21 protein-coding genes are annotated in these 25,676 nt (G+C 69.8%); 4 read left to right on the top strand and 17 right to left on the bottom strand.

Annotated elements, in window-relative coordinates:
• Positions 1-4: 4 nt before the first annotated feature.
• From addA to tsaE, 3 genes are read right to left on the bottom strand one after another with little or no spacing between them, the layout of a single operon-like run.
• A complete protein-coding gene (addA, locus tag EDC31_RS04175; RefSeq protein WP_307725767.1) occupies positions 5-3,568 on the bottom strand; it encodes a double-strand break repair helicase AddA in 3,564 nt (1,187 codons plus the stop codon).
• The gene (addB, locus tag EDC31_RS04170; RefSeq protein ID WP_408809450.1) at positions 3,565-6,546 is read right to left on the bottom strand and encodes a double-strand break repair protein AddB; all 2,982 of its coding nucleotides are present in this window, start codon (positions 6,544-6,546) and stop codon (positions 3,565-3,567) included. Before addB ends, addA begins: the two co-directional genes overlap by 4 nt.
• Complete coding sequence (gene tsaE, locus EDC31_RS04165; RefSeq protein ID WP_042056154.1) at positions 6,543-6,980, bottom strand: tRNA (adenosine(37)-N6)-threonylcarbamoyltransferase complex ATPase subunit type 1 TsaE; 438 nt, start codon at positions 6,978-6,980, stop codon at positions 6,543-6,545. Before tsaE ends, addB begins: the two co-directional genes overlap by 4 nt.
• A gap of 147 nt (positions 6,981-7,127) precedes the next feature.
• On the opposite strand from tsaE, the gene EDC31_RS04160 reads away from it, so the two are divergent.
• Both EDC31_RS04160 and EDC31_RS04155 read left to right on the top strand, forming a co-directional pair.
• A complete protein-coding gene (locus EDC31_RS04160; RefSeq protein ID WP_042056066.1) occupies positions 7,128-9,200 on the top strand; it encodes a phosphocholine-specific phospholipase C in 2,073 nt (690 codons plus the stop codon).
• Between the two features lie 248 nt (positions 9,201-9,448).
• A complete protein-coding gene (locus tag EDC31_RS04155; protein WP_042056063.1) occupies positions 9,449-9,784 on the top strand; it encodes a hypothetical protein in 336 nt (111 codons plus the stop codon).
• A gap of 16 nt (positions 9,785-9,800) precedes the next feature.
• On the opposite strand, the gene EDC31_RS04150 is transcribed toward EDC31_RS04155, so the two are convergent.
• From EDC31_RS04150 to EDC31_RS04135, 4 genes are all read right to left on the bottom strand, one after another.
• Positions 9,801-10,193 carry an ArsR/SmtB family transcription factor gene (locus EDC31_RS04150; protein ID WP_042056061.1) on the bottom strand — a complete coding sequence of 131 codons (393 nt, stop codon included), beginning with the start codon at positions 10,191-10,193 and terminating at the stop codon, positions 9,801-9,803.
• Positions 10,190-10,846: a peroxiredoxin gene (locus EDC31_RS04145; RefSeq protein WP_042056059.1), complete on the bottom strand. Its 657-nt coding sequence runs from the start codon at positions 10,844-10,846 to the stop codon at positions 10,190-10,192. Before EDC31_RS04145 ends, EDC31_RS04150 begins: the two co-directional genes overlap by 4 nt.
• A gap of 282 nt (positions 10,847-11,128) precedes the next feature.
• Complete coding sequence (gene glk, locus EDC31_RS04140) at positions 11,129-12,109, bottom strand: glucokinase (RefSeq protein ID WP_042056057.1); 981 nt, start codon at positions 12,107-12,109, stop codon at positions 11,129-11,131.
• Positions 12,110-12,174: 65 nt separating this feature from the next.
• Positions 12,175-12,993 (bottom strand): SDR family NAD(P)-dependent oxidoreductase, encoded by an 819-nt coding sequence (locus EDC31_RS04135; protein WP_042056054.1) that lies wholly within the window; start codon positions 12,991-12,993, stop codon positions 12,175-12,177.
• 68 nt (positions 12,994-13,061) lie between these two features.
• Here EDC31_RS04135 and EDC31_RS04130 point away from each other — a divergent pair, with 68 nt between their 5' ends.
• Positions 13,062-14,228 (top strand): hypothetical protein, encoded by a 1,167-nt coding sequence (locus tag EDC31_RS04130; protein ID WP_042056052.1) that lies wholly within the window; start codon positions 13,062-13,064, stop codon positions 14,226-14,228.
• Positions 14,229-14,234: 6 nt separating this feature from the next.
• Here the strand turns inward: EDC31_RS04130 and thiL are convergent, their stop codons facing one another.
• From thiL to nrdR, 3 genes are read right to left on the bottom strand one after another with little or no spacing between them, the layout of a single operon-like run.
• A complete protein-coding gene (gene thiL / locus EDC31_RS04125) occupies positions 14,235-15,188 on the bottom strand; it encodes a thiamine-phosphate kinase (protein WP_239641531.1) in 954 nt (317 codons plus the stop codon).
• Positions 15,185-15,691, bottom strand: coding sequence for a transcription antitermination factor NusB (nusB, locus tag EDC31_RS04120; RefSeq protein WP_042056049.1), 507 nt, complete (start codon positions 15,689-15,691; stop codon positions 15,185-15,187). Before nusB ends, thiL begins: the two co-directional genes overlap by 4 nt.
• Before the next feature lie 47 nt (positions 15,692-15,738).
• Positions 15,739-16,239 (bottom strand): transcriptional regulator NrdR, encoded by a 501-nt coding sequence (gene nrdR / locus EDC31_RS04115; RefSeq protein ID WP_042056046.1) that lies wholly within the window; start codon positions 16,237-16,239, stop codon positions 15,739-15,741.
• Between the two features lie 116 nt (positions 16,240-16,355).
• On the opposite strand from nrdR, the gene EDC31_RS04110 reads away from it, so the two are divergent.
• On the top strand, positions 16,356-16,901 hold the full coding sequence (locus tag EDC31_RS04110) for a copper chaperone PCu(A)C (protein WP_052511602.1): 546 nt from the start codon (positions 16,356-16,358) through the stop codon (positions 16,899-16,901).
• Here EDC31_RS04110 and recQ read toward each other — a convergent pair.
• The 7 genes from recQ to EDC31_RS04075 all read right to left on the bottom strand — a co-directional run bounded on the left by recQ (position 16,862) and on the right by EDC31_RS04075 (position 25,600).
• A complete protein-coding gene (gene recQ, locus EDC31_RS04105; RefSeq protein ID WP_042056044.1) occupies positions 16,862-18,703 on the bottom strand; it encodes a DNA helicase RecQ in 1,842 nt (613 codons plus the stop codon). The genes EDC31_RS04110 and recQ overlap by 40 nt on opposite strands.
• 23 nt (positions 18,704-18,726) lie before the next feature.
• Complete coding sequence (locus tag EDC31_RS04100; protein ID WP_042056041.1) at positions 18,727-19,128, bottom strand: OmpA family protein; 402 nt, start codon at positions 19,126-19,128, stop codon at positions 18,727-18,729.
• A 155-nt stretch (positions 19,129-19,283) separates the two neighbouring features.
• The gene (gene cydC / locus EDC31_RS04095; RefSeq protein ID WP_042056039.1) at positions 19,284-20,972 is read right to left on the bottom strand and encodes a thiol reductant ABC exporter subunit CydC; all 1,689 of its coding nucleotides are present in this window, start codon (positions 20,970-20,972) and stop codon (positions 19,284-19,286) included.
• The gene (cydD, locus tag EDC31_RS04090) at positions 20,969-22,660 is read right to left on the bottom strand and encodes a thiol reductant ABC exporter subunit CydD (RefSeq protein WP_042056037.1); all 1,692 of its coding nucleotides are present in this window, start codon (positions 22,658-22,660) and stop codon (positions 20,969-20,971) included. Before cydD ends, cydC begins: the two co-directional genes overlap by 4 nt.
• Positions 22,661-22,725: 65 nt before the next feature.
• Complete coding sequence (locus EDC31_RS04085) at positions 22,726-24,561, bottom strand: sensor histidine kinase (protein ID WP_052511598.1); 1,836 nt, start codon at positions 24,559-24,561, stop codon at positions 22,726-22,728.
• Positions 24,562-24,600: 39 nt separating this feature from the next.
• Positions 24,601-24,783, bottom strand: coding sequence for a NepR family anti-sigma factor (locus tag EDC31_RS04080; protein WP_042056035.1), 183 nt, complete (start codon positions 24,781-24,783; stop codon positions 24,601-24,603).
• 232 nt (positions 24,784-25,015) lie between these two features.
• Positions 25,016-25,600: a sigma-70 family RNA polymerase sigma factor gene (locus EDC31_RS04075; protein WP_042056146.1), complete on the bottom strand. Its 585-nt coding sequence runs from the start codon at positions 25,598-25,600 to the stop codon at positions 25,016-25,018.
• Between the last annotated feature and the right edge of the window lie 76 nt (positions 25,601-25,676).

The raw sequence follows: 25,676 nt of genomic DNA, 5'->3' as shown, positions 1-25,676 counted from the left end.
GGCGTCAACCCGATCCACGCGCCAGTTCGTCCAACGCCGCGTCCAGTTCCTCCTCCGTCAACAGGGTGACGGACGGCCCTTCGGTCCAGACGAGGCTCGCCCGCACCGGCAGGCCAGGATGGATCTGCCGCAGCAGGGCGGCATAGGCGGCCATCTGCCTGCGATAGGCGGCGGGCGGCGGCGCGCCCGCGCGGGGGGGCAGGCGGTTCGTCTTGTAATCGCAGAGATAGATCGCCTCCTCCGTGACGCGGACACGATCCACCTGCCCCGTCACGGCCCGGCCCGCGACGATCCCCGCCAGCGCCTGCTCCGCGCGGCTTCCGGGGCCGAAAAGCGGCGCGAGCGACGGCTCGTCCAGAATCTCCGCCACCTGAGACGCGAGCCGCGCCGCCTCCGCGGCCCCGATCCCGCGCGCGGGCTGCGCGAGCCAGAGTTCGGCCCGCGCCCGGCGCTCCGCCGCCGCCCAGTCCGGCACGATCTGCAACAGCCGATGCACCAGCACGCCACGGCGCAGCGCCCGCTCCCGAGCGCCGGACGCACCCGCCGCCCAGTCGAGCGGCGACCGGGCGGCGGGCTCCGCGCCGAACACCGCCCCGTCCGGCCGGCTCGGCGCCAGAGGCCGGGTCAGCGCCTCCTCCCGCACCGGCGGCTTCGCCACCCAGCGCGGCGCGCTGCCGAAGAACGCCGGAAGAGAAGCCGCCGCCGCCGTCACCGCCGCCGCGCGCGTCTCCGCCGCCACGCCCTGCCGCGCCTCCTCGATCACCAGACTCTCCCCGCCCCACGGGCCGCCAAACGGCTCCCGCGCCGCGCCGAGCGCCTCGAAGCCCGACCGGCACGCCCCATACCACGCGGTCTCCGGCAGGCTCCGCCCGCTCTCCCAGCCGCAGATCACCAGCCAGTCCGAGGCCCGGGTCAGCGCCACATAGAGCAGCCGGTTCCATTCCGCGCGCGCCGCCTCCCGCGCCGCCGCCGCCAGACCATCCGTCATATCGCTGCGCAGTCCCCCGCCCGGCAGCCAGACCGGCCAGTCTTGCTCCCCCCCGGACCAGAGCAGCGAGAAATCCTGCCGCATCGCGCAGGTCATGTCCGGCAGCACGACCAGCCGCGCCTGCAACCCCTTCGCGCCATGCACCGTCATGATCCGCACCGCGTCCGCGCTCGCGTCCGGCTCGCGCTTGACCGTCGCCTCGCTCGCCCGCAGCCAGGCGAGGAATCCCTGCATGGCCGGCGGATGCAGCGCCTCGAAGCGCAGCGCCGCCGCCAGCAGATCGTCCATCGGCTCCGCCGCCTCGGGGCCGAGCCGCGCCAGAACCCGCGCCCTTCCGCCATGCCGCCCCAGAACATTCGCCAGAAGCTGATAGGGCGTCGCGAAATCGACGCGCGCCTGCAATGCCGCCAGCATTTCCCATGCCGCGCGCCAGTCCGCCCGCTCCGCATGCCGCGCGCGCAACACCGTCCAGAGCGGCGTCGCGCCCCGCCCCATCGCGAGCGCCATCAGCGAGTCGTCCGACACTCCCCCCAGCGGCGAGGTCAGCACGCCCGCCAGCGTCAGATCGTCCTGCGGCAGAAGCAGCGCCTCGCACAGCGTCATCAGATCCTGCACCGCCAACTGCTCCGTCAGCGCCACCCGCACAAGCGTCGCCACCTCGACGCCCTGCCCCTTCAACGCCCGGATCAGCGCCCGGAGGAAGGGCGAGCGGCGCGGCACCAGCACCAAAATTTCTCCCGCGCGCAAGGGCGGCTGCCCCGGCTGCGGCGACTGCCCGATCCGCCCCGCAATCCAGCGCGCCAGCTCGTCCGCCAGAGTCTGCGGCGGGCTGCCCTGTCCCGCGCTTCCCGACGGAGCGGCCCAGGGGTCCACCGCCTCGCCCGCCTCGCCGCGCGGCACGAGCGGCCAGATCTCCACGCGCCCCCCCTCGCCCTCCCGCGCCGAGACATGCGGCGGGAGATCCTCTCCCGGCGCGCGCAGGCCATGCGCCGCGCCGTCTCGCGCGAAGACCGCATCGACCAGCCGCAATACCGGCGGCACGGAGCGGAAGGAGACGTTCAGCCCCGGATCGCGCCACGCTTGCGCGCCGTCCACGACCTGCCGCGCGAAACGATCCCGCCAGAGATGGAACCCCTCCGGCTCCGCCCCCTGAAAGGCGTAGATCGACTGCTTGTAATCGCCGACCGCGAAGACGGTGCGCGGACGCCCCGACTCGCCCCACGCCTCTTCCCGCGCGCTCTCCCCCGCGAAAAACTCCGCCGTCAGCGCCCCCGCGATCTCCCATTGCATGCCCGAGGTATCCTGCACCTCGTCGAGCAGGAGATGGTCGATGCCGCCGTCGAGCTTATAGAGCACCCAGGCCGCGCCGGGATCCTGCAGAAGGCCGCGCGTCGAGGCGATGAGATCGTCATAATCCACCAGCCCGCGCGCCGATTTGTCCCGCGCGTAACGCGCCAGAGTCGGCGCGGCGAGGCTGAACAGCGCGAGGTTGAGGTCCAGCAGCCGCCGGGCCGCGATCGCAGCACGGATGTCCCGCACCCTTTCGGCCTCCGCCGTGATCGCCGCCATGATCTCCGGCGCGGCGGCCGCCACCTTGGCGGGAAGGAAGCTCCGCGACGTGCGCGGCGTCCCCTCCTTCGTCAGCAGCGCCGCGCACCACGGCTCCGCCGCACGCGACCCGGCGGGCATGGCGAGCCAGTCCAGCATCCCGCCGACGGTCGCGCGCATCGTCTCCGTTCCCGCGTCGAACGCCGCGCGCAACGCCGCGCGCAGACGCCCTTCCTCCGGCGGCGCGAGCAGCCGCGCCTCGAGCGCTTCGATTTCCTCTTCCCCCGCCCCCAGCAACCGCGCATAGGTGGCGCGCAGCGCGGCGGGATCACGCGCGAACAGCTCCGCCAGCCGCGCCGCCTCGCCGCCGAGCCCGCGCACCCGCGCCAGATAGGCGTCCAGACCCACCTGCCCGGCCAGCAGCCCGAGCGCCTCCCGCCGCAAAGGATCGGACGCCGCCGCCGCAAGCTCGCGCTCGATCGCCGCGTTCAGCGCCAGCGCCGCGTCGGCGTCCTCCAGCAGGGTGAAATGCGGATTCACCGCCGCCTCCAGCGGGAAACGCCGCAACAGCGACTGGCAGAAGGCATGGATGGTGCCGATCTTCATCCCGCCCGGCAGATCCAGCACCCGGACGAACAATTCCCGCGCCGCCCGCCGCGAGTCCGGCGTCACCGGCACGTCCAGCCCCTCCAGCTCCGCGTCCAGCGCGTCATCGGGCAGCGACACCCATTTCCCGAGCCGCGTCTGCAAACGGTTCGCCATCTCCGCCGCCGCCGCCTTGGTGAAGGTCAGGCACTGGATGCGCCCCGGCTCGCCGCCGGGAAGAAGCAGCGCCTCGCCCGTCTCCGGATGCGCGCTCATGACCGGCAGCATCAGCCGCAGCAAACGGTCGATCAGCAGCTTGGTCTTGCCGCTGCCCGCCGAGGCGGAAACGAAGGCCGAGACCAGCGGATCGGACGCCTCGTTCTGCGTCCGCGCGGCCTGAACCGCCGGAAGCGACGCCTTCCCGCCCCCGATCATGTCCCCGGTCACGCCCCGTCCTCCTCGCGCGCGACGCTCCATTCCGGCACGCGCGCCAGCAGCGCGTAATCCGTATAGCGCGGGGCCTGGCCGGGATGAGGATGGGCGCGATAGGGCGTCTCCTCCCGGTCGAACGCCGCCACGCGCTCGCGCAGCCGCCCCATGGACCGCGCGACGAGATCCGGCAGATCGGCGGGATTCTTCGGCACCGCCCGTTCCTCGCCCCGGTCGCGATCCCCGGTCAGCCGCCAATAGAGCAGCGCCGCCGTCGCGGCGGGCGGCAGGCCGCCGAACGCGCCTTCCGCCAGCATCGCCGCCTCGAGCACGAGTTGCGAACTCCACCCGGCCTCGACATCCTTCACACTCGGCAGCGCGCCGGTCTTGTAGTCGATGATCGTCGCCCTGCCATCCGCCCCGATCTCGATCCGGTCGGCCCGCCCCGTCAGGCTGAACGTCCCGCCCGGCGCGGCGAACTCATGCCGCCCCCGCACCTCCAGCGCCCTGAGAACCGGCGCACCCCCAGCCGCCGCTCGCATCCTCTCCCGCTCCGCCACCCATTCCGCGATCCGCCCGAGCCGCACGCGCCACCACGCCGCCAGGGCCGGGCGGAGACTCCGCGCCTCCAGCGCCGTCCCGAAGGCGGCACGCAAGCTGTCCTCGCGCAAATCGCCGCGCTTCAGCCACGCATCCAGCCCCTCATGCACGATCAGCCCGATATCGGAGCGGTCCGCCGCCTCCTCCAGCGCCGGAAGCGCCGTCAGCCCCAGCACGTGCCGGGCATGGATGGCATAGGGATCTCGCAGCCACGTCTCGATCTCCGTCACGGACAGCCGGCGCGGACGCAGCGCCACGGGCGGGCGCGGCGCGGGTGCGGCGACCGGACGCGCCGGGCCGTCCGGCTGATCCAGCAGCGCCTGCCAGCCCTGCGCCGGATGCAGCGGCACCGATTGTCCCCGACCGCCCAGCAGGGCGTCGAGCCGCACCAGCCAGCGCGCGGGCACGGCGGGCGCGCCCTCGCGCCGCGCGGGAGCCGACAGCACGACCTCCGGCGCGGAGAGCAGCGCCGCCGTGAAATCATGGGCCGACGCCCCGATCATCCGCTCCGGCGACGGCAATCCCGCCCGCCGCCGCATGGGACGGCTCAGCCACGGCCCCGGATCGGTCGCGGGCGGCCAGATTCCCTCGTTCAACCCGCCCAGCACCACCAGATCGGCGGCATGCAGCCGCGCTTCCAGCACACCCAGAATGGCCACGCGCGGGTTCACCGCCTCGCCTTCGCGCCCGCGCAGCACCTTCTGCCCGAACACCATCCGCCCGGCGAAGACGGAGAGCAGGAAGGCAGGCAACTGGTCCCGCTCCTGTTCGGGCAGGATCGCCGTATGCACGATCAGCCCCGCCATCAGCCGCGAGAGCGCATGACCCTCCGCGCCGCTCCAGAGCCGTTCCGCCCCGGTCCGGGTATCCGTCGCCGCCAGAGCCTCCGCCGCCCGCACCAGCCCGGTCAGCAGATCGGGCAACGACGCGCTCCCTTTCACCATGACCGGCCGGAGCGCCGCGTCGAGCCGGTCGAGAAAGACCGGCAGGGCCTCCGGCTGGTCGGGCCGGTCCGCCGTCTCCGCTTCGGGCCGGTCGCCCGCGTCCGCCTTCGCCGCCAGCGCCGCCCGTATCCCCGCGAGACCCGGCGGCGGCGCGGGACCGCGCAGTGCCATCCGCTCCAGCCGCCGCGCGCTGGCCCGGCAATTTCCCGGCGTCATCCCCAGCCCCGCCAGCGGGTGCTTGAGCAGGGCCAGCAGCGCGACCGGCGCGAAATCCCGCGCCACCGCCTCGGCCAGCAGGCGCAGGAACACGGCGGGCGGCGTCAGGGCCAGCGGCTCGCCCGCGCTGTCATCCGCCACCACGCCATAGCGCAGCAACTCGGTCGCCACCCGGCGCGCCAGCGCGCGGTCCGGCGTCACCAGCGCAACGCGCCGTCCGGCCCGGCTCAGCCCGTCGCGCAGGATCATGGCGATCGCTGCCGCCTCCTGCTGCTGATCCGGCGCGTCCAACCGGGCCAGCCCCTCCAGGCCGAACGGCGTCCGCTCCCGCCCCCAGGCGTCGAGCGCGCCCGCGGGCAGCATCATGTCGGAGACGAGCCGCCCGCGCGCCCGCAGCGCCACGTCCTCGTGGCCCCAGCGCGCCACCTCCTCCCGCGCCACGCCGAGCGCCGCGAGCACGCGCCGCACACCCGCCTGCGGATGCGTGTCCGGCAGCGCGTCCCACACCTCCTCCGCCAGCGCGAAATCCACCCCCGGCAGCACCACCTGACCCAGCGGAGCCGCCGCCACGGCGCCCAGCACCGCGCAGACATCGTCGAACCCATCCGCGAATCCCACCGCCCAGACCGGCTCGCCGGGAGGCGACGCGCGCCACGCCGCCGCCTGCGCGTGCAGGAGCGCCACGGAGCGCGCCACCGGGTTCATCATACCCTGCTCGTCGAGCCAGAGCGGCCAGGCTTCGGTCACGATCCTGAGGAATTCCAGCGTCTTGGCCCAATGCGCAGCGAAGCGCGGATCGGCGGCGTCGGGCAAGGCGGCGCGCAGATCGACGCCCGCGCGCTCCGCCTCGTCCATCAGCTCGGCCAGCGCGCGCGCCAGCGGCCACGCCTGATCGACCGTCGGCGTCGCGGCGAATGCGTCGCCCGCGCGCAGCACCAGCATCGCCAGCACCGCCAGACGCCGCTCCGGCTCGACGGCGGGCGGCAGATCGGGCGCGGCCGCGCCGAATGACGTCACCTCGTCCTCATCCACGTCGCCGATCGCCACGATGCGCGGCAGAAGTGCCGCGCGCCCGTCCAGACGGCGGAGGAACGCCTCCACCAACGCCCGCGCCGCGCGCCGCCCCGGCACGAGGATCATCCCGTCGCCGAACCCGCCCGGCCCGCGTCTCTCCTCCCAACGCGCGGCGATCTCGTCGAGAAAGGGCAGCCCGGCCGGAACGGAAGCAATTCTCACGATCTGTCCGGCCAGCCGGAGAGCTCCGCCACCCGCGCATCGTCGCCCGCGCCGGGCAGGAGCGTGATCCGCAGCGCGTCGGGCGGAATCTCGGCTCCGGCGCGCTCCGGCCATTCCACCAGCATGAGTCCGGCGCGGAACTCGTCCCAGCCCAGTTCGGCCAGCGCCTCCGGGCCGTCCAGACGCCACAGATCGAGATGCGCGACCTGCCCCAGCGGCGTGTCGTAAAGTTGGACGAGGGAGAAACTCGGGCTCGGCACGTCCAGCGCGGGATCGCCGCTCAATTCCCGCAGGAAGGCGCGCGCGAACACGCTCTTCCCCGCCCCCAGATCGCCGCTCAGCGCCACCAGGTCGCCGGGCCGCGCGCGCCGCGCCACGTGAAGCGCCAGCGCCTCGGTCGCGGATTGATCGGCAAGGTCGAGACGGGCCTCCATGATGGCCGCCACTCTGAGCCAGCGGGCTGGAGAGCGCAACGCGCTTTCGCGCACGCCTCGCGCGGAAGGCGGCCGGACCGGCGTGACGCGGCCGTCTCCACCCATTATAACATAACGCGCGCCAACCCTGCCCGGAGAGTTTCCCCCTTGCCATCCGACATCGACCGCCGTGGGCTTCTCGGCCTGGGCGCGGCCCTCTCGCTGACCAGCCTCCTGCCCTCGATCCAGCGGGCGCGCGCCATTCCCGCGCGGCGGGACAGCGGCACGATCGAGGATGTGCGGCATATCGTCGTCCTGATGCAGGAGAACCGCTCCTTCGACCATTATCTCGGCCATCTCTCCGGCGTCCGCGGCTATGGGGACCGCCATGTCGTGCGGGGACCGCAAGGCCGCCCCATCTGGTGGCAGGAGCGCCATCACGCGGAGGAGGGCTGGATCACGCCCTTCCACCTGCCGACCCAGACCACCAGCGCGCAATGCGTGATGGACCTCGACCATAACTGGACGCCGACCCACGCCGCCATCAACAAGGGCTGGAACGACCAGTGGCCCCGTCACAAGAAGGACATGACGATGGGCTACTACACGCGAGACGACATCCCCTTCCACTACGCCCTGGCCGACGCCTTCACCGTCTGCGACAACTGGTTCTGCTCCACGCCGACCCAGACGCATCCCAACCGCTATTACCTCATGACCGGAATGGTCGATCCGGACGGAACCGGCGGCGGTCCCGTCCTCGACAACAGGGACTGGGTGGACCGCCCGTTCTACCGGCACGTCGCGGCCCCGTTTTCCTGGACGACCTATCCGGAGCGGCTCCAGCAGGCCGGCGTAACCTGGCAGGTCTATCAGCAGGGCCTGTCCGTCTCCGATGTCGAGAACGGCAATTTCGGCACGAACGTGCTGATGAATTTCCGGAATTTCGTGGAAGCGCCGCCCGGATCGCCGCTGCATGATCGCGCGATGACCGCCCGCACGCTCGATCAACTCCGCCGGGACGTGCTGGCGGATCGCCTTCCGCAAGTCTCCTGGATTCTGCCACCCGCCGCCTATTCGGAACATCCGCGCTGGACGCCCGGCTATGGCGCGACCTTCATCGCTCACGCGCTGGACGCGCTCACCGCCAATCCGGAGGTCTGGGCGCGGACGGCCTTCCTCGTGATGTATGACGAGAATGACGGCTATTTCGACCATGTTCCGCCGCCGCAACCCCCGACGCCCGTGCTGCCCGGCAAGAGCACGGTCGAGACGACCGGCGAGATTCACGATCGTCTTTCCCCCTATGAGCCGGACCGTTTCACCGCCGACCTGCTGCCCTACGGACTCGGGCCGCGTGTGCCCGCCCTCGTGATCTCCCCATGGAGCACCGGCGGGTTCGTCTGTTCGCAGGTGTTCGACCACACCTCCGTCATCCGCTTCATCGAGGCGCGGTTCGGCGTGCATGAGCCCAACATCACCCCCTGGAGGCGCGCGGTCTGCGGCGACCTGACCAGCGCGTTCGATTTCTCGCGCAAGCAGAGTGTGCCGGTTCCGCTGCCCGATACCGAAGCCTATCGCAGGATCGCCGACGCCCAGTGCAAGCTGCCCGATCCGGTCATCCCTCCCATGAGTCGCGCCGAGGATATCGGGCGGCAGGAGCCGGGGGCCCGACCGGCGCGGCCGCTGCCTTACGCGCTGTCGGCGGACTTCACGGTCCCCACGCCGGGCGCGCTGCGCCTCCTCATGCGCAATGACGGCAAGGCGGGGGCCTGTCTTTACGTCTATCGCGACGGCACGGAGGAGACGCCCCGCCGCTATACGCTCGCGGCGGGAACGTCGCTTCAGGACGACTGGAGCGTGAGCGACGAGGGCCCCCATCGCTTCATGGTCCTCGGCCCGAACGGCTTCGCACGGTATCTGCGCCTCTCCGGCCCGACGGCGCTCGCCGTCACCGCCATTCCCGACGCCTCGTCCGGCGGCCTCGTCCTGACCGCCGTCAACAGCGGCGCGGCCATGAAGCGTCTCATCCTCCGCGACAACGCCTATGGCGCGGCGGATCGCGCCCTCGCCGTCCCGGCGAAGGGAAGCGCCGCCTTGTCCATCGACCTGACGCCCAGCCATTATTGGTATGATCTGACGGTCAGCACCGAAGACGAACCGGGAAACGACATCCGCCTCGCCGGACATGTCGAGACCGGCCAACCCGGCGTGACCGATCCGGCCATGGGCGTGGTGTGACGGACGCGTCAGACCACGCCGAATTCCCTCACCGCCGGGAGGAAAGTCTCGTTCGCATGCGTCGGGCGTCCTGAGAGAGCCGGGGTCATGCGCCCTTGTCGGATTTATTGAACGCACGCCGCCGGACGGCGTTCTCACCTGCGCCGGATCAACGGTGTTTCGCCCGAGTTTCGGGGAGCCGCACGCGTGAGGAAGCCCGGAGAGCGACTGCCCTCACGCCCGCATTCGCCATTATCAAGGAGCCTATGATGGAAAACCCGCTTGACCCGTCACGCCGGACAAAAGCCAGAATCATCGCCAAGGCGAAGGAGATGTGGGAGGCCGACGGCAAGCCCGCCTGCGGGCCAGAAGCCTACCGGGAGGCCGCGACGGACATGATCGGCATGGAGATGAGCGGTCCCGGAGGGCAAATGCCGGTCGATCCGGCGGTGCCGCTCGGCCCGGAGGGGCAGCCCGTCGAGGAAGCCTGGCTCCAGGAGAATCTCGGCGATCCCGGCGGCAGCATGAACGAACTGGGCGACAAGCGCGAGGTGCCGTTCGCCACGCGCGCCGAGGAAGAGAAAGCGCTCAAGGACGAGGCGTGACCGGAGCCGGCGCTCTTCAGCGCGAAACGTGCGGCTTCACACGCGCGAATTGCGCGCCGATCTCACGCCGCGGGGCGGGAGACGGGTTCACGGGGCGCGCCATGTCCCGCTCCAGAAGATCGGGCTGGAGAAGCCCCAGGACGATGCGGATGCGCTGCCCCTCCTGCTCGGTCGCGGCGCTGTAGACGATCGCGCGCGATTCCCGGCGGGCGGCGATCAGCCCGGCCCGGCGCAGCGCGCCCAATTGCTGGCTGAGCGTCGGCTGGCCGATGCCGGTGCGCGCCTCGATCTCGCTGACCGCGCACGGCCCCTTGTCGAGCACGTCGAGGATTTGCAGGCGCTGCGCCTGCCCGAACACCTTGAGCAATTCGGCGAGATGCCTCGCCTTCTCCTGATCGAGCATGGTCATGACGCCGCATCGCCGGCGACGCGATGGAACCATGCCGGACCCGAGGCCACGACTTCGGATTCCGTTTCCGCAGCGGGGAGCAGCAGGCCCTCGCCCGGCGCCCATCCTTCCGGCGCGAGCATGTTCCCCTCCGCCACGGCCTGAAGGGCGGCCAGAAGCCGCAGCAATTCCGCCACCGAACGCCCCACCGAACTGGGATAGGACACCACCGCCCGGATCACCCCGGCCGGATCGATCACATGGACGGCCCGCACCGTCGCCGTGTTTTCCGCCAGCGGATCGAGCATCCCGTAAGCGCGGGCGATCGCCATCGAGGCGTCCTCGACGATCGGGAAGGTGACGCGAATCCCGAACTCCCGATAGATGGCCTCCACCCACGCGATATGCGCGGGCAGACTGTCCACGGACAGGCCGAGCAACACGCAGTTCATCATTTCGAACTGGTCCGCCACGCGGCTGAGGGAGAGAAATTCGCTCGTGCAGACCGGCGTGAAATCCGCGGGATGCGCGAAGAGCATCACCCATTTGCCGCGCAGATCGCTCAATGTAAGCGGCCCCCGCGTCGTGCGCGCGGAAAAATCCGGCGCCTCGTCGCCGATCTTGAGAACATAGTGAGAATCGAGGTCTGGAAACTGCGCGTCGAAGCCCGTCATGCGATTTTCTTATCGCCCCGCCGGAGCGTGCGCAAGTTTTATTAATTATTTAAAAATGTATATTCCCACACACTATCCCCGAACTCCATCACGCAGACCCTGCCCATTTCATAGAAACTCCCGGAAGCGGATCAGGAATTCATTTTATAAATTAATGAAAGATAGTGTTTTATCAGATCGTCAGGCTTCCGGATCAATTGACCGTGTCCGGTCTGACTCTCCGCTCTCTGCCCCCCGCAGTCCCGGACCTGAAGCCGAGGCGGCCCGGCGAGCGACTGCCCTTTACGCCTCGTGTTGCATCCTCGTCGCATAAGCGCCCGCCGCGCCGAAGAGACCGGGCTGCGGATGGGCGACGATCTTCACCGGAATATCGGACATCATCGATTCGAACCGCCCCTTGGCCACGAAACGATCGGCGAAGCCGGAATGACGCAGACGCCCGGCCAGACGCTGGCCGAGTCCGCCGGCGATCACCACCCCCTTCGCGCCATGCGCCAGGGCCAGATCCCCTGCCACTGCGCCAAGGCTGAGACAGAAGCGCTCCAGCGCGGCGGAAACGATGGAATCCGAGCCCTCCATCGCCTTGTCCCAGAGTTCTCGGTTGTCATGGCAGGTGATGGGCGCGCCCTGCATCTGCGCGATGACCTCATAGAGATTCGACAGCCCCGGTCCGGAGACGATCCGCTCGACGGACACACGGCGGAAACGCCTCCTCAACGCCGCGAGAATCTTGTCTTCGAGACCGTCCAGCGGCGCGAAATCAACATGGCCGCCCTCCGTCGCCAGCACCGCATAACGCCCCTCCCGGCGGTACAGACACGCCGCGCCCAGGCCGGTCCCCGGCCCGACGATGGTGATGGCCCCCTCCTCCGGCAATGGCTGGTCCGGACCGCAGAGATGGGGCAGGTCACCCGCGCCGAACTGAGCGACAGCATGGCCGATGGCGCCGAAATCGTTGACGAGCAGCACGTCGTCGAGCCCCAGTCGCGACGCAAGCTGGGAGGGCTGGATGACCCAGGGATTGTTGGTCATCTTCAGGATGTCGCCCTGGATCGGCGTGGCGATGGCGAGTCCCGCCCGGCGCGGCAGCGCAACGCGCCCGATGCGCCGCGCGAACGCCTCCCAGGCGAGGGCGAGGCTGGCGTAATCCGCGCATTTGAGCGTGACCGGCTCACCCAGTTCCACGACGCGCCCGTCCCCGACCTGCGCGATCGCGAAGCGGGCATTGGTCCCGCCTATATCCCCAACTACGATCTCCGTCATCGGCCTGCCTCATCCATGATTACGGGCGCCCGGCTTCCCCGCCGGACTCTCCTCCGCCGAATTCTCTACGCCGGACTCTGACGCACCACCGCGCGACGCATCAGCCGGTGAACGATACACCGCGGCAGCAGCGCGTCGAGCCATTTCAACAACACGAAAACGCGGGGAAAGACGACATGCGGCGCATTGCGCCCCAAAGCGTCGAGAATACGCGCCGCCGCATCCTCCGGCGTCATCAGGAACGGCCGCGCGCCGTTCAGCCGCCGGCTCATCGCCGTGTCGATATAGCCGGGCGAGACGACGGTGACGCGCACGCCATGCGGCGCCATGGCGGCATGCAGCGCCGTCATGAAACGCGCCAGCCCCGCCTTGCCGCCCGCATAGGCCGTGGCCTGCGGCAGGTCGTGAAACGCCGCGACCGAGCCGATGGCGGCGATCGCACCCCGTCCCCGGGCGGCCATCAGCCGCGCCGCCTCCGTCGCCATCGCGACGGGCGTGGCGAAATTCACCTGAGCCATGGCAAGGACCACCTCCGGATCTTCCGTCAGCGCTTCGGGGGGCCGGATATCGGGAAGCCCCGCGCCGAGGAGGAGAAGATCGACGGGCGCGCGCCCGTCATCCTCGCGTAGCGCGGCCAGCGCCGCGCGCCCGTCGGCGAGGTCGAGCGCGCGGATATGCGCGACGGCCCCGCGCGCGCGGCAGAGCGCGGCCGTTTCCTCCAGCCGTCCCTCATGCCGCCCCCAGAGAAACAGCGTGACGCCCGGCCGGGCGCAGAGACGGGCCAGCGCACGCCCGATACCGCCGGACGCGCCGGTGATCAGAACGCCGGTCAAGGGCCGGAGTGTTGCGGGAAAGGCGGGTGAAGTGCGAGAACGACGTGACATTCAGCCTGATCCAGTTCAGTAAACGGCGTTCTACTCCATTCCCCGGGAAGCTGCCTACAGTGTCGTCCATGCCTGCCGCAACCATCACTGTCCGCCCCGTCGCTTCGCGCAAGGAACTCCGCCTCTTCATCCGCCTGCCGCGCCTGCTCTACAAAGGCATGGCCGGATATGTCGCGCCGCTCGATCTCGAACAGACCGATCTGCTGCACCCGAAACGTTCCGGCACGTTCCGCCATGCCTCGATCCGCTATTTCCTCGCCTGGCGCAACGGCGCGCCCTGCGGGCGGATCGCCGCCATCGTCGATCCCATCGCGATGGAAGCCTGGAACGCCAGGACCGGCGCGTTCGGCGCGCTGGACGCCCTGCCGGAAGAGGCGATCGTCCACGCGCTGCTGGACCGCGCGGGCGAGTGGCTGCGCGACCAGGGCGTCACCGCGATGCGCGGGCCGCTCACGCTCGGCTATCATGGCGAATCCGGGCTGATGATCTCCGGGCAGCACGAACCGCCGATGATCGCCACTCCCTGGCATCCCGCGGCGCTGGGCAGCCATGTCGAAAGCTGGGGTCTGAAGCCGCTCCAGGATCTGCTGACCTATCGGCTTCCCCTCGACGGAACCACTCACACGCGCCACATCGTTCCCGCCGCCCTGCGCCCCGGAGAAGGCAGGCTGGGCGACGTCACCGTCACGCGCCTGTCAAAGTCGGAAATCGCCCGACAAGGGGAGATCCTGCGCGAACTCTACAATGACGGCTGGGCCGGCACCTTCAACTTCGTGCCGCTGCAATCCTACGAGATGGCGGCCTTGATCGCGCAGCTCAAGCCCATGCTGCGGCCGGAACATTACGTCCAGATCGACCAGGACGGCACGCCGGTCGCCATGGCGATGGCGATCCCGAATATCTACGACATCGCGGGCGATCTCGGCGGCGCGCCCTCGCCGCTGGGCTGGGCGAAGCTTGGCCTGCGCCTCCTGCGCAACCGTTTCCATACGGGCCGCGTCATCCTGCTCGGCGTCTCGCACAAGGTGCGCGGCACCATGCTGGGCGCGCTCCTGCCGTCCCTGGCGATCAGCGAATTGCTGCGCGGCCGGGAGGCGCTCGGCTATGAGGCGGTGGAACTGGGCTGGATTCTCGAATCCAATACCGCCATCCGCAATCTCATCGAGCGACTGGTGCCCGAACCCAACAAGATCCATCGCCTCTATGAAGCGCCGCTCGCGCCGGACGCCGAGTGACCCGCCTCAGAAATGCTGCCACCCGCCGCGCGGAAGCGCGAGCGGAGCGCCGTCCGCGCCGAGCACCATCACACGCCCGCCTGCCGCCGCCTCCCACACGCGGCCGATCCGCGTGACCGCGATGCCCGCCCGCGCCGCTTCCGCCTGCAAGGCGGCGGCGCGAGAGGGCGGAACGGCGAGCAGCAACTCGTAATCATCCCCCCCCGCCAGCAGGCGCCCGATCGCGGCACCGCTCGACCGAGCGGCGGCGGACAGCGGCACGGAGGCGGCCTCGATCGTGATCGCCACACCGCTCTCGCGCGCGATGTGGCCGCAATCCTGCACCAGCCCGTCCGACACATCCAGCGCGGCATGGGCGATGCCGTGCAGCCTCATCCCCAGACGCGGCTCGGGCACACGGTAGCGCTGCGTCAGACTGCCATCCGGATCGGCGCACGCGCCCCGCAGCGCCGCCAGACCCAGCGTGGCGTCACCGATCGTCCCGGTGATCCAGAGATCGTCCCCGACGCGCGCCCCGTTGCGGCGCAGAGCCTCCCCGTGCCGCACCCAGGCCAGGATGGTCGCCGTCAACACCAGCGGACCGCTCGTGCCGGTCGTATCCCCGCCCAGCAGACGCACGCCGAAGCGCCGCTGATCCGCCGCCAGCCCGTCCGCGAAATCGATGAACCACGCCTCGTCGCGCGCCGGCGGCCGCGCCACGTTGAGAAACCAGCCGAAGGGCTCCGCTCCCATCGCCGCGCAATCGGAAAGATTGACGCGCAGCAGCTTGCGCCCGACCGACCCGGCGGGATCGTCAGGCAGGAAATGCGTCGATTCGACGATCGTATCGGTGGAAATGGCGAGTTCGTACCCCGCGCGCCCGGCCACGAGCGCCGCATCGTCGCGCAGGTCCAGCGCCCCCTCCCCGGCCAGAGGCTGGAAGAGACGCGCGATGAAATCGAACTCGCCGCCTCCGGTCACGGCGTGGATTCGGGCTTCGGGCGTTTCGCGAGCGCGTCCAGCACGCCGTTCACCATCCGCGGCTCGTCGCCGGAGAAAAACCCGTGCGCCACGTCGAGATATTCGTTGATGACGACCCCGGCCGGAACGCCGGTGCCGATCTCATGCGCCCCGGCGCGCAGCAAGGCGCGCAGGACGGGATCGAGCCGCTCCAGCCGCCAGCTTTCCGGGAGAACCTCCGACAGGGCGCCGTCGATGCGGTCCTGATCCAGCGTCGTGCCGCGCACGATGGACGAGAACAGCGTGAAATCGGCATGCGGCGCCTGCCCGTCCTCGAACGAGGCCGCGCCGCCGTCTTCCAGCCGATGACGCAGGAACTGGCTGATCACCGTCTCCGCGGCGTCGCCGTTCTGCTCGCACTGGAACAACGCCTGCACGGCGGCGACGCGCGCGATGGTGCGCGAGCGGCGCGGCGGAGCCCCCGGCGCGGCGGCGGCCGATGTCTCGGCGTGTGAATCGGTCATGGCTGGACAATCCCCGGATCTGGACGCCTGACGGCGCGATTGCGGCGTTATTGCCGCCGGTCCTCCTCCCGAGGCAAGGGGGATGCTGCATCTTCCTCGCCCGGCTTCATGTCCGTCAGGAGTTTGGAGAACGCCTCGACCTCGCGGAAATCCCTGTAAACGCTGGCGAATCTCACATACGCCACCCCATCGACCGCATGCAGGGCATCCATCGCCATTTCTCCGATCCGCGCGCTCGGCACGTCCGTCTCGCCCGAGGCTTCGAGCTGGCGCACCAGACCGTTGACGATGCGCTCCTGCCGCTCCTCGTCCACGGGCCGCTTCCGCAGCGCGACGCGGATGGAGCGCGCCAGCTTGTCGCGATCGAACGGCACGCGTCGCCCGTCCATCTTGACGACCGTCAGTTCGCGCAACTGCACGCGCTCGATCGTCGTGAAGCGCTGGCCGCAGGCGGCGCAGACGCGGCGACGGCGAATGGCCGCCCCATCCTCCGTGGAGCGGCTGTCCTTGACCTGCGTGTCTTCATGGCCGCAGAACGGGCAGTGCATCTCTTCTCCAAAAAACGCCGCGCCGGGAGCACGCCAGCCGCTTCAGCGCGTTAAACGGGACAGAACAGCTAAGGAGCCCATTGGTGACGCCAAAGCAAGGCTATTGCAGAACCTTAATGCTCGCGCTTCTCCTGGCTCTGGCGGCGCCCCCTGTCGCCCTGGCGGCGGACAGCGACACGGGCGGCCTGCTGACGTCGCACAGTTCGGACGCCGATTCGACCAACCAGAAAGACGCGGCACACGATATTCTGATCAACGGCATGGTCCGCTATGGCCGGATGAATCACGGCGTCGGGCTGGTCATGATGTCGATCACCAATTCAGGCAGGCAGAATCACCTTCTCTCGGGCGTGTCCTCGCCGGTCTGCAACTCGCTCGTCGCGCGCAACACCGATCTGGAGATGCCCGAACACACGGACGACCTCTTCACCCACCTCGCCCTGCCGCATGGCCTCACCATGGTTTTCTCGGCGGGAGGCTATCACCTGCTCTGCCGCGAGATCCGGCAGGACATCGCCGTCGGCGCCCACGTCCCTTTCACGTTCTCGTTCCTCGGCGGGTCGTCGAAGACCGTCGATTTCCCCATGGTCGCCGCCGATGACGACCGCCCGCCGCCGACGCCTCAATCCCCGGCCAGCACCGCCAGCAACCCGTCCCCGTAGCGGGACAATTTCGAAGCGCCCATGCCGCGCATGAGACCCAGCGCCTGAAGGGAAGCCGGGCGCTGGATCGCGATCTCGCGTAACACGGAATCATGCAGGATGACGTAAGGCGGGATGGATTGCGCTTTCGCCTCCCTGAGCCGCCAGGCGCGCAAGGCGTCGAACCGCCCGCGCGCCTCCTCGGGCAGGGCGTCCTCCAGGCTCGGCGGACGGCGCGGCGCCGAACGGAGCGAATCCGCCGGCTCCTCGCGCAACATGATCCTTTCCTCGCCACGCAGGATGGGCCGCGCGATCTCCGGCACGATGGCCAAAGCACCGTGCTCGCCGCTGATCCGCAGCGCGCCCCGGGCGGTGAGCTGCCGGATCGTCGCGCGCCACCACGCCTCGCTGCGCTCCTTGCCGATGCCGAACACCGTCAGATGCTGATGCGCGTGACGCTCCACCGCCTCGGTCAGTTTGCCGCGCAGGACCGAGGTGACATGAACCGCGCCGAAACGCTGGCCGGTGCGGTAGATGGCCGAAAGCGCCATGCGCGCCGCCTCCGACCCGTCGAAGGTGGAGACCGGCGCAAGACAGTTGTCGCAATGGCCGCAGGGCTCGGCCAGATTTTCGCCGAAGCAGGAGAGCAGCCCCTGCGTGCGGCAGGAGACCGTCTCGGTCAGCGCGATCATGCTTTCGAGACGCGCCTGCATCACCCGTCTCTCGCTCTCCGGCGCGCTGGACTGCTCCAGCCAGTGCCGCGCGCGGGCGATGTCCTCCCCGCCATAGAGCAGCAGCGTGTCGGCCCGCGCCCCGTCCCGCCCCGCCCGCCCGATCTGCTGATAATAGGCTTCCGGCGAGGCGGGCATGTCGAGATGCACGACGCACCGCACGTCCGGCCGGTCGATTCCCATGCCGAAGGCGATCGTCGCGACGATCACCATCGGCTCTCCGCTGCGAAAACGGTCGAGCGCGGAGCGCTTCCTGTCCGGCGCGAGACCCGCATGATAGGCCAGCGCCGTGAAACCGCGCGCCTGAAGGCTCTGCGCCACACGCTCGGTCTTGTTGCGGCTGCCGCAATAGACGATGGACGCCGCCTGCCGATGCGGCGCCAGCGCCGCCTCGACCTGCCGGATCTCCTGCCCCTTCGCGCGCGCGGCGATGAAGAGGTTGGGCCGATGGAAGCTGGAATGGAACTGCCGCGCCGCCGTCATGCCCAGCGCCGCGAGAATATCCGCCTGGGTGCGCGGATCGGCCGTGGCCGTCAGCGCGATTCGCGGCACGCCGGGAAAGGATTCGGGCAGCGCGGCCAGCCCGCGATATTCGGGGCGGAACTCGTGCCCCCAGGCCGAGATGCAATGCGCCTCGTCGATGGCGATGAGCGAGACGCGCCGCCGTGCCAGCCACGTCGTGGTGCCGGGCGAAAGCAGCCGCTCGGGCGAAATATAGAGAATGTCGAGTCGCCCGGCCGAGAGATCGGCGCGCAGACGGCCCAGCTCCTCCGCCGCCAGTTCGGAATGCAGCGCCGCCGCGTTCACCCCGAGTTGCCTCAATGCCGCGACCTGATCGTCCATCAGGGCGATGAGCGGAGAGACGACGATCCCCATGCCCTCCCGGCACAGGGCGGGCACCTGATAGCAGAGGCTTTTCCCCCCGCCCGTCGGCATCAGGACGAGGGCGTCCTCCCCCGCCATGACGGCGGCGATGACCTCGTCCTGCAACCCGCGAAACGCGGTATAGCCGAACACCTCATGCAGCACCGCGAGCGGATCGCGCGCGGCCGCCGGACGGAAGGCGGCGGTTTCCGCCGCCGCGTCACACATTCAGAACGCCGGGCACCGGGCGATCACGGCGTCGCGGGATCGATCTCGATCGAGACATAGCGCGACGCCACCGTGCCGGCCTGGCTGTTATGCGGCGGATGGGCGATCTGCGTGATCTGCGCGCCGCCGACGCCGTCCTTCGTCAGCTCCGCCGCCACGGCCTTCGCGCGATCGACGGCAAGCAGTTCCTCGGCGGAAAGATTGGTGCCATGCGCCGCCGCATGGCCGACCACCTCCACGACCTTCGCGTTGCTGGCCCGCGCCTCCGCCGCCGCCTGGGCGACGATCTGCGCGCCCACGGGCGAAATCGTGGTCGAGCCGGCCTCGAAGAAGACCGGATAGCGGTCCCGCCCGGAGCCGGACGTGCAGGCTCCGAGAAACGCCACAGCCATCAAGGACAGACCCAACAGGGACGAACGACACATGATCTGACGATTTCCTTTGTTTCGCATCCTTGAGCATGCGCTCCCGAACGCCGGTGTCAGTGCAGCCTGTTCGTGCCGCGCCCCGCGCCCCGCGTCAACTCATCCGTTTCGTGTAACGTGTCTCCGGTGGATTTTCGGTGAAGCCGTCCCACGGGTCAGAGCGGGACGGACTCGATCCGCCCGTCCGCAATCCGCAAGATGCGGTCGAACTGCTCCACCCCGACCAGTCGATGCGCGATCAGCAGAACCGTCCGTCCCCGGCTGATGCGATTGAGCGTGGCCAGGAAAGCGCGCTCCGTCTCCGCGTCCAACCCGTTGGCGGGCTCGTCCAGAACCAGCACCGGCGTCTCCGCCAGCAGGGTACGCGCCAGGGCGATGCGACGCCCCTGCCCGCCCGAGAGCCGGGCGCCGCCCTCGCCGACCCAGCTATCCAGCCCCTCCGGCAGGGCGCGCACGAAATCGCCGATCTCCGCCGCGTCCAGCGCCCGCCAGAGCGACTCGTCCCCGGCGTCGGGCCGGGTCAGGAGCAGGTTGGCGCGAATCGTGTCGTCGAAGAGATGCGTCGCCTGCGACAGCCACCCGATCCGCGCCCGCAGCGACGCCGTATCCAGCTCGGAGAGCGGGACGCCGCCGAAGCTGATCGTCCCCTCCGTCGGCGCGGCGACCTTGAGCAACAGCGCCGCCAGCGAGGATTTCCCCGCCCCGGACGGCCCGATCAATGCGACGCGTTCCCCGGCCCGCACGCTGAGGTCGAGATGGGTGAAGACCGGCGGCCGCGCGGCGTGCCGCGGCTCGTCCCGCCAGGAGAAGGACACGTCGCGAAAGACGATCTCGCCCGTCATCGGAGCGATCACCAGCCCCGATTCCGTCGCCGGTCCCTCATGCGCGATCTCGACGACCCGACGGGCCGCATGGCCGATCTGCGCCGCCAGCAACCCAGCCCGCGTCAGTCCCTGAATGCTCTCGAACGCCGCGATGACCACGAAAAGCAGCGCGACCCCCAGCACGAGATTTCCCGGCAAGAGCACCCCGCCCAGCGCGGCCAACACCAGCAGGAGCGCCGCCTGACCGCAGAGACCCGCACAGAATCCCGCCACGGCGAGGCGACGCCCCTGACGCGTCTGGGCGGCGTACAGCGCCTCCTCCCTGCGCTGGACGGCCGTGACCAGCCGCGCCTCCGCCCCGAAGACCCGCGCCTCGCGCAGGCTGGTGGCGAGATCGAGCGCCGCCACGCGCAGGCTGGACTCCGCCGCCGAAACCTCGGCCGCGCTCCCCCGCGCCATCCATGCCGCGAGAAGCGGAAAAACCACCGCCCCGCACAGGAAAAGCCCGCCCAGCCCCAGCCCCATCATCGGCGCGACCCGCCAGCCCAGCCAGACCAGCAGCGGCAGGCTCACGCACAGACCGGCGACCGGCAGGGCCAGACGCAGATACAGCCCGTCCAGCGTCTCGACATCGCCCACCAACCGCGCCAGCAGATCGCCCGCGCGGCGGAAGCCCAGCCCCGCCGCAGCCCCCGCCGCCAGACGGCGATAGAACCAGACGCGCAGGGCCGCGAGCGCGCGGAACATCGCATCATGGGCGTACAGCCGCTCGGCATAGCGCAGGATGATCCGCCCCAGCCCGCCGACGCGCAGCAGCAGCGTGCTCACCGCCACCCCGGTCACAAGCCCGGCCAGGCGCGCGCCTGCGCTGCCCATCAGGAGATAGCCGCACGCCAGCGCCAGAAGCGAGATCGCCATGCCCGACAGCAGCCGCCCGCGATAGGGCGTCCACACGCCCGCAATCTCGCGCAGGGCGGCGGAAGCGGAGAGAGCTGGACGGGGCGAGGACATCCTGCTCATGCCGCGGCCTCCATCAGCACGCCCCGCGCCAGATCGAGCCGACGCGTCCCGAGCGCCCGCAGCGCGGCGGAATGACTGCACAGCACCACCGTCCGCCCGCGCGCGACGTGACGCAGGGCGTCGACGACAACCGCCTCCGTCTCGGGGTCCAGATGGGAGGTCGGTTCGTCGAGCAGCAGCAGGGGCGCGTCCTTGAGAATCGCGCGCGCCAGCGCGATCCGCTGGGCCTGACCGCCGGAGAGGCCGAAACCGCCCTCGCCGACCCGCGTCTCGAGCCCCTCCGGCAACAGCGGCAGGAAGCGGTCGATCGCCGCGGCGCGGACGGCATGGTCGAGCGCCTCCGCGCTGGCGTCCGGCCGCGCGAACAGCAGATTGTCGCGCAGGCTGCCCGCGAAGAGCACCGGCTTTTGGCCCACCCAGCCCATAGCGCCCGACAAGGCGGCAGGCGCGATATCCGCCAGATCGCATCCGTTGAGCAGAACGCGCCCGGATTGCGGCTGCACGAAGCCGAGCAGCACTTCGACCAGCGTGGATTTCCCCGCTCCCGACGGCCCGTCGAGAACAAGGATATCCCCGGGTCCGGCGGTGAAACTCACATCGCGCAGGGCGGGTCCGCGATCGGCAGCCCAGGCATAGGTGACGTTCTCGACGACGAGCGTGACCCCCGATCCGAAATCGGGAGATTCGCTCCCCAACTCGACCGCGCTCTCCAGATCCCGCGCGGCCTCTGCCGTGCTCGCGGCCTGGGCGCGGTCCTGATAGGCGAGCGCCATGGCGCGCAGAGGGGCGAAGAATTCCGGTGCCAGAAGCAGCGCGGCGAGCGCCGAGGCGACGGTTCCGGCCGCATGCCCGCCCCCCGGATGACCGCTCAATGCGGCGGCGAGATCATGGCGATAGAGCAGCACCACGCCGACGATCGCCGCCACCATCGCGACGTCGATCGCCGCCGAGGACAGGAACGCCACGCGAAGGATCGTCATCGTCCGCCGCCGCAGGTCATCCGCCGCCTGTCCCAACGCAACGGCCTCCCGCTCCTCCGCATTGGCCAGAACGACCGTCGCGATGCCGCGCAGCCGGTCGAGAAAGCGCGACTGGAGCCGCATCATCGCGAGGAACTGCCCGCGCGCCGCGCGCGCCGCCCCGATCCCGAACACCGCCTGCCCGACCGGCACCGCCAGTCCACAACAGACAAACACCCATACCGCGCGCGGACTCAGCCACCACACGCCCGCGAGCACGATCAACGGACCGGCCGTCGCCAGCGTGGCCGCCGGAATCCAGCGGGAAAAATACCCGTCCAGCAGATCGACCCGGTCCACGATCGTCCCGGCGACGGCCGCGCTGTGCTGACGACGCAGCAGGGGCGGTCCGGCGGCCACGACCGCGCGCAGGAACGACCCGCGCAGCCGCCGCCGCGCCACGATTCCCGCCCGTGCGGCCGCGCGTTCCTGCGCAAGACCGAATAGCGCCCGCAGAACCAGAACGAGCGCGAGCGCCGCGAGCAGGCGGTCGGGCACGCCAACGGCGGTCAGCACCGCGGCCAGCGCTGTGGCGATCAGCCCGGCCTGCGCGACGCCGAGCGCGGTGGAAGCCAGCCCGGCGAACACGGCCGGCGACGCGGCGCGGCGCGCGGGGCGCGATTGCGCGCGAACCCAGGCGCGGGTCAGGGTCTTGTCGGCGCTTTTCATGAACCGGGCATATAGAAGCCCCCACGCGTCGGGAACAGGGCTTTCCGTAGTTTCTAAGCGAAGTTTTACTTCTCGCCCGCTCCGCGCGCCAGCCCGTGCGCCAGCCCGCGCAGGGCGGGCGGATCGGACAGGAGGGAGGCCGCTCCCCGCGCGGGAGGTTCCGTGAGAACGAAATTCACCTCGAAACAGGTGCCGCCATCCGTGTCGATATGAAATTCGCCATGCATCTGCCGCGCGAATCCCCGCACGAGCTGGATGCCGAGTCCCTTGCGGTTCTCCCGCAGCGCCGTCTCGCTCGCCTGGCTCAGCCCAACCCCGTTGTCACGCACGCGCAGGACGCAGCGCCCGTCGCCCGTCTGCTTCAGCGAAACGAGGATCTCCCCGGTTCGCCCGGCAGGGAACGCATGCCGCAGGGCGTTATTGACCGTCTCGTTGACGATCAGGGAGAGCGGCACGGCCTGGTCCGGCGATAAGGGGACAGGCTCGACCTCGAGTCGCAGCCTGACGCGCCCATTCGTCGCCACCCCTTGGGAGAGATAGATCTGGCCGCACAGCTCTTCCAGAAACGCCACGATATCGAGGGCGGCGATGCCGCCTTCGGGATAGAGATAGCGATGCAGCGTCGCCAGCGCCCGCACGCGGTCGCGCACGAGCTGGAACTCCTCACGCACCTCGGTGTCGGTGGCCCGGTTCGCCTGGAGATTGAGCAGGGAGGCGACGATCTGAAGATTGTTCTTCACCCGGTGATGAATCTCGCGGATCAGCGCCTCCTGCTGCCGCCCGGCGCGCCGCAGACGCTCCTCATGTCTGGCCAGTCGCCCGATGGCGCGGCGGAACGCCCGCTCAAGATGACGGATCTCCAGCGGCAAGGCGCGCGATTCGGCGACCTCGAAGACGTTCCGCCTTCGCCAGTCCGTCACCGCCGTGGCCAGTTTCTCCAGCGGCGCGACCACATAAGCATGCGCCGCATAGGCGACGGCCACGAATTCCAGCCCCAGCAGCGCCACGATCAGCAGCACCCGCGCGAGAAACAGATTGAGCGCCCGCTGCTCCGCCTCGTTCCGGGAGGACCGCGCGACGATCATCATGTCGCCGATGAGCGGAGCAACGGCGTAATACGTCCCCGCCTCGAGAAAGCCGCTGCTTCTGCCCCCGGCGGCGAAGAGCGCGTGCGCCCGATCGAGCGCCGGCCTGCTCCAGCCCGTTTCGCCCGAGGAAAAGGGACGGGCGAGCAGCACGGGATCGACCGTGCTGGACGCGATCCAGATCTCCACGGAATTATATGACGGGCTCGTGCGCATCTCCGTCGTCATGGCGCGCAGCGCGTCGATGGACAGCGCCTCCACCGCCACGATGGTGCCGTTCCGGCGCCGGTTTTCGGCATCGAGATAGGAGACGGGGGCCGCCACGCGCACCAGCGGCGTCATCTTTTCCGGCAGCAGGGTCACGTCCTGCCGCGCGTCGCCCGGCCCCGGCCTCAGCCATGAGACCGCGTCTTCCCGCGCGATGACGAGACGGCCGCATCGCAGGGTGCTGTCGCCATTATGCCCGAAGGACTGGAGGATCCGGCCATCCTGCCCGATCAATGCGAAAATGCAGTAGCTTCCGGGCGACAGGGTTTCGAGCATGTCCGCCGCACGCGGGACATCCTGATACACGACGCCCGAGGTAAGGAAAATGCGCAACGCCATCCGCGTCCGCGCGAGATCGCTGACCAACTCGCCGCGCACGAGATTCGCCGCCATCGCGACGCGCCCCGCGCTCTCCGATATGGTCGCGAGATAGCTGTGCCAGGCGAGAAGACCGGCAATCAACGCGAGCGGCATGGTCGTGCCCATGATGAGCGCCATCACTCTCGTGCCGACCGTGTCGAAGAGCCTGGGCAGGCCGAATGACCACATCAGACACCTCGTCCCCGGGCCCGCTTCCGGGAATGAGCCTTACGTCTCACCCTCTTCCTTGCCCTCCCGATCTTCATCGATCAGGCGCAACAGTTCTTCCGGCACCGGCTCATTGGCGACGCTGTCGAAAAGCTGGTGCAGGCCCCTCTTCAACCACAGGTCGAACGCAGACTCCGGGTCGGGACGGGCCGCGGGCTCCTTGCCGTCCTTCCCCCCGCTCATCTGTCTACCCCCGGTTTCCGAATTAGCATCCAGCACGGCCCGACCCCGTAATACTATTCTTCCCGCCGTCTATGGTTTCGCCGCCATGAACTCAAGAAGCAACGTTGCTTTCCCCGTACCGCGGGCCTGAAGCTGCGGGAGCATGAAAGCGCTGTCGGCGTCATGCGGCCCATGCGATCCTCCGTTACCGGACAGACAGCCACCCCACGCCCCGAGGTTTGCCGACCGGAGATCAGAAGGAGAGAAGATCCTCATCGTCGTGCCCTTCGCGGCGGCGCTGGTCGAGGACCGCGCGCAAAGCCGTCACCCGCACGCGCAATTTATCATTCGTCGGAAGATCGCCGGTCATCCAGGCCTCAAGCTGGCGGCGGGCGCGAAACACGCGGCTCTTGGCCGTGCCGACGGCGCATCCGCTGGCTTCCGCCAGTTCCTCGTAGCTCATGCCCTGCACCACGACCATGACGAGCGCCTCGCGCTGGTCGGCGGGCAGGCGGGACAGCGCCATGGACAGATCCTTGAGCGCCAGATTGTCCTCATGTGTCGGATTGGTCGCGAAGGAGGAGGCGGGCACGTCGTCGATATCCGCCGTGTCGCGGCGCTTGCGGAGATCGGAAATGAAGCGGTTCCGCAGGATGCGATGCATCCAGGCCGAGAAATTCGTCCCGGGAATGAAACTGTCCTGGGCGGCCAGCGCGTTGCAGACGGCGTCCTGCACCAGATCGTCCGCGGCGGCGCGGTTGCGGGCCAGGGACAGCGCCTGGATACGGAGCTTCGGGAGAATGGCGATGACCTGATCGTGAAAGGTCTGCGTCGTCATGGTCTGATCCTTCGCTTCAATAAGCTTCTGCCAGATCAATGAACGGCGCGCCGGAAAGGTTGCCGGGGCGGGAGAA

The sequence above is a fragment of the Acidomonas methanolica genome, assembly GCF_004346035.1.
Taxonomy (GTDB): Bacteria; Pseudomonadota; Alphaproteobacteria; order Acetobacterales; family Acetobacteraceae; genus Acidomonas; species Acidomonas methanolica.
This window is presented reverse-complemented; position numbering and strand designations above follow the sequence as displayed.

Excerpts from the sequence above, each read along its gene's own strand:
- recQ (WP_042056044.1), bottom strand. The coding sequence starts at position 18,703 with ATGTGTGACGCGGCGGCGGAAACCGCCGCCTTCCGTCCGGCGGCCGCG.
- EDC31_RS04110 (WP_052511602.1), top strand. The coding sequence starts at position 16,356 with ATGCTCGCGCTTCTCCTGGCTCTGGCGGCGCCCCCTGTCGCCCTGGCG.
- tsaE (WP_042056154.1), bottom strand. The coding sequence starts at position 6,980 with ATGGAGGCCCGTCTCGACCTTGCCGATCAATCCGCGACCGAGGCGCTG.
- EDC31_RS04075 (WP_042056146.1), bottom strand. The coding sequence starts at position 25,600 with ATGACGACGCAGACCTTTCACGATCAGGTCATCGCCATTCTCCCGAAG.
- nusB (WP_042056049.1), bottom strand. The coding sequence starts at position 15,691 with ATGACCGATTCACACGCCGAGACATCGGCCGCCGCCGCGCCGGGGGCT.
- EDC31_RS04150 (WP_042056061.1), bottom strand. The coding sequence starts at position 10,193 with ATGACCATGCTCGATCAGGAGAAGGCGAGGCATCTCGCCGAATTGCTC.
- cydC (WP_042056039.1), bottom strand. The coding sequence starts at position 20,972 with ATGAGCAGGATGTCCTCGCCCCGTCCAGCTCTCTCCGCTTCCGCCGCC.
- glk (WP_042056057.1), bottom strand. The coding sequence starts at position 12,109 with ATGACGGAGATCGTAGTTGGGGATATAGGCGGGACCAATGCCCGCTTC.
- EDC31_RS04145 (WP_042056059.1), bottom strand. The coding sequence starts at position 10,846 with ATGACGGGCTTCGACGCGCAGTTTCCAGACCTCGATTCTCACTATGTT.
- EDC31_RS04080 (WP_042056035.1), bottom strand. The coding sequence starts at position 24,783 with ATGAGCGGGGGGAAGGACGGCAAGGAGCCCGCGGCCCGTCCCGACCCG.
- cydD (WP_042056037.1), bottom strand. The coding sequence starts at position 22,660 with ATGAAAAGCGCCGACAAGACCCTGACCCGCGCCTGGGTTCGCGCGCAA.
- EDC31_RS04085 (WP_052511598.1), bottom strand. The coding sequence starts at position 24,561 with ATGTGGTCATTCGGCCTGCCCAGGCTCTTCGACACGGTCGGCACGAGA.
- nrdR (WP_042056046.1), bottom strand. The coding sequence starts at position 16,239 with ATGCACTGCCCGTTCTGCGGCCATGAAGACACGCAGGTCAAGGACAGC.
- EDC31_RS04130 (WP_042056052.1), top strand. The coding sequence starts at position 13,062 with ATGCCTGCCGCAACCATCACTGTCCGCCCCGTCGCTTCGCGCAAGGAA.
- EDC31_RS04135 (WP_042056054.1), bottom strand. The coding sequence starts at position 12,993 with ATGTCACGTCGTTCTCGCACTTCACCCGCCTTTCCCGCAACACTCCGG.
- EDC31_RS04155 (WP_042056063.1), top strand. The coding sequence starts at position 9,449 with ATGGAAAACCCGCTTGACCCGTCACGCCGGACAAAAGCCAGAATCATC.
- EDC31_RS04100 (WP_042056041.1), bottom strand. The coding sequence starts at position 19,128 with ATGTGTCGTTCGTCCCTGTTGGGTCTGTCCTTGATGGCTGTGGCGTTT.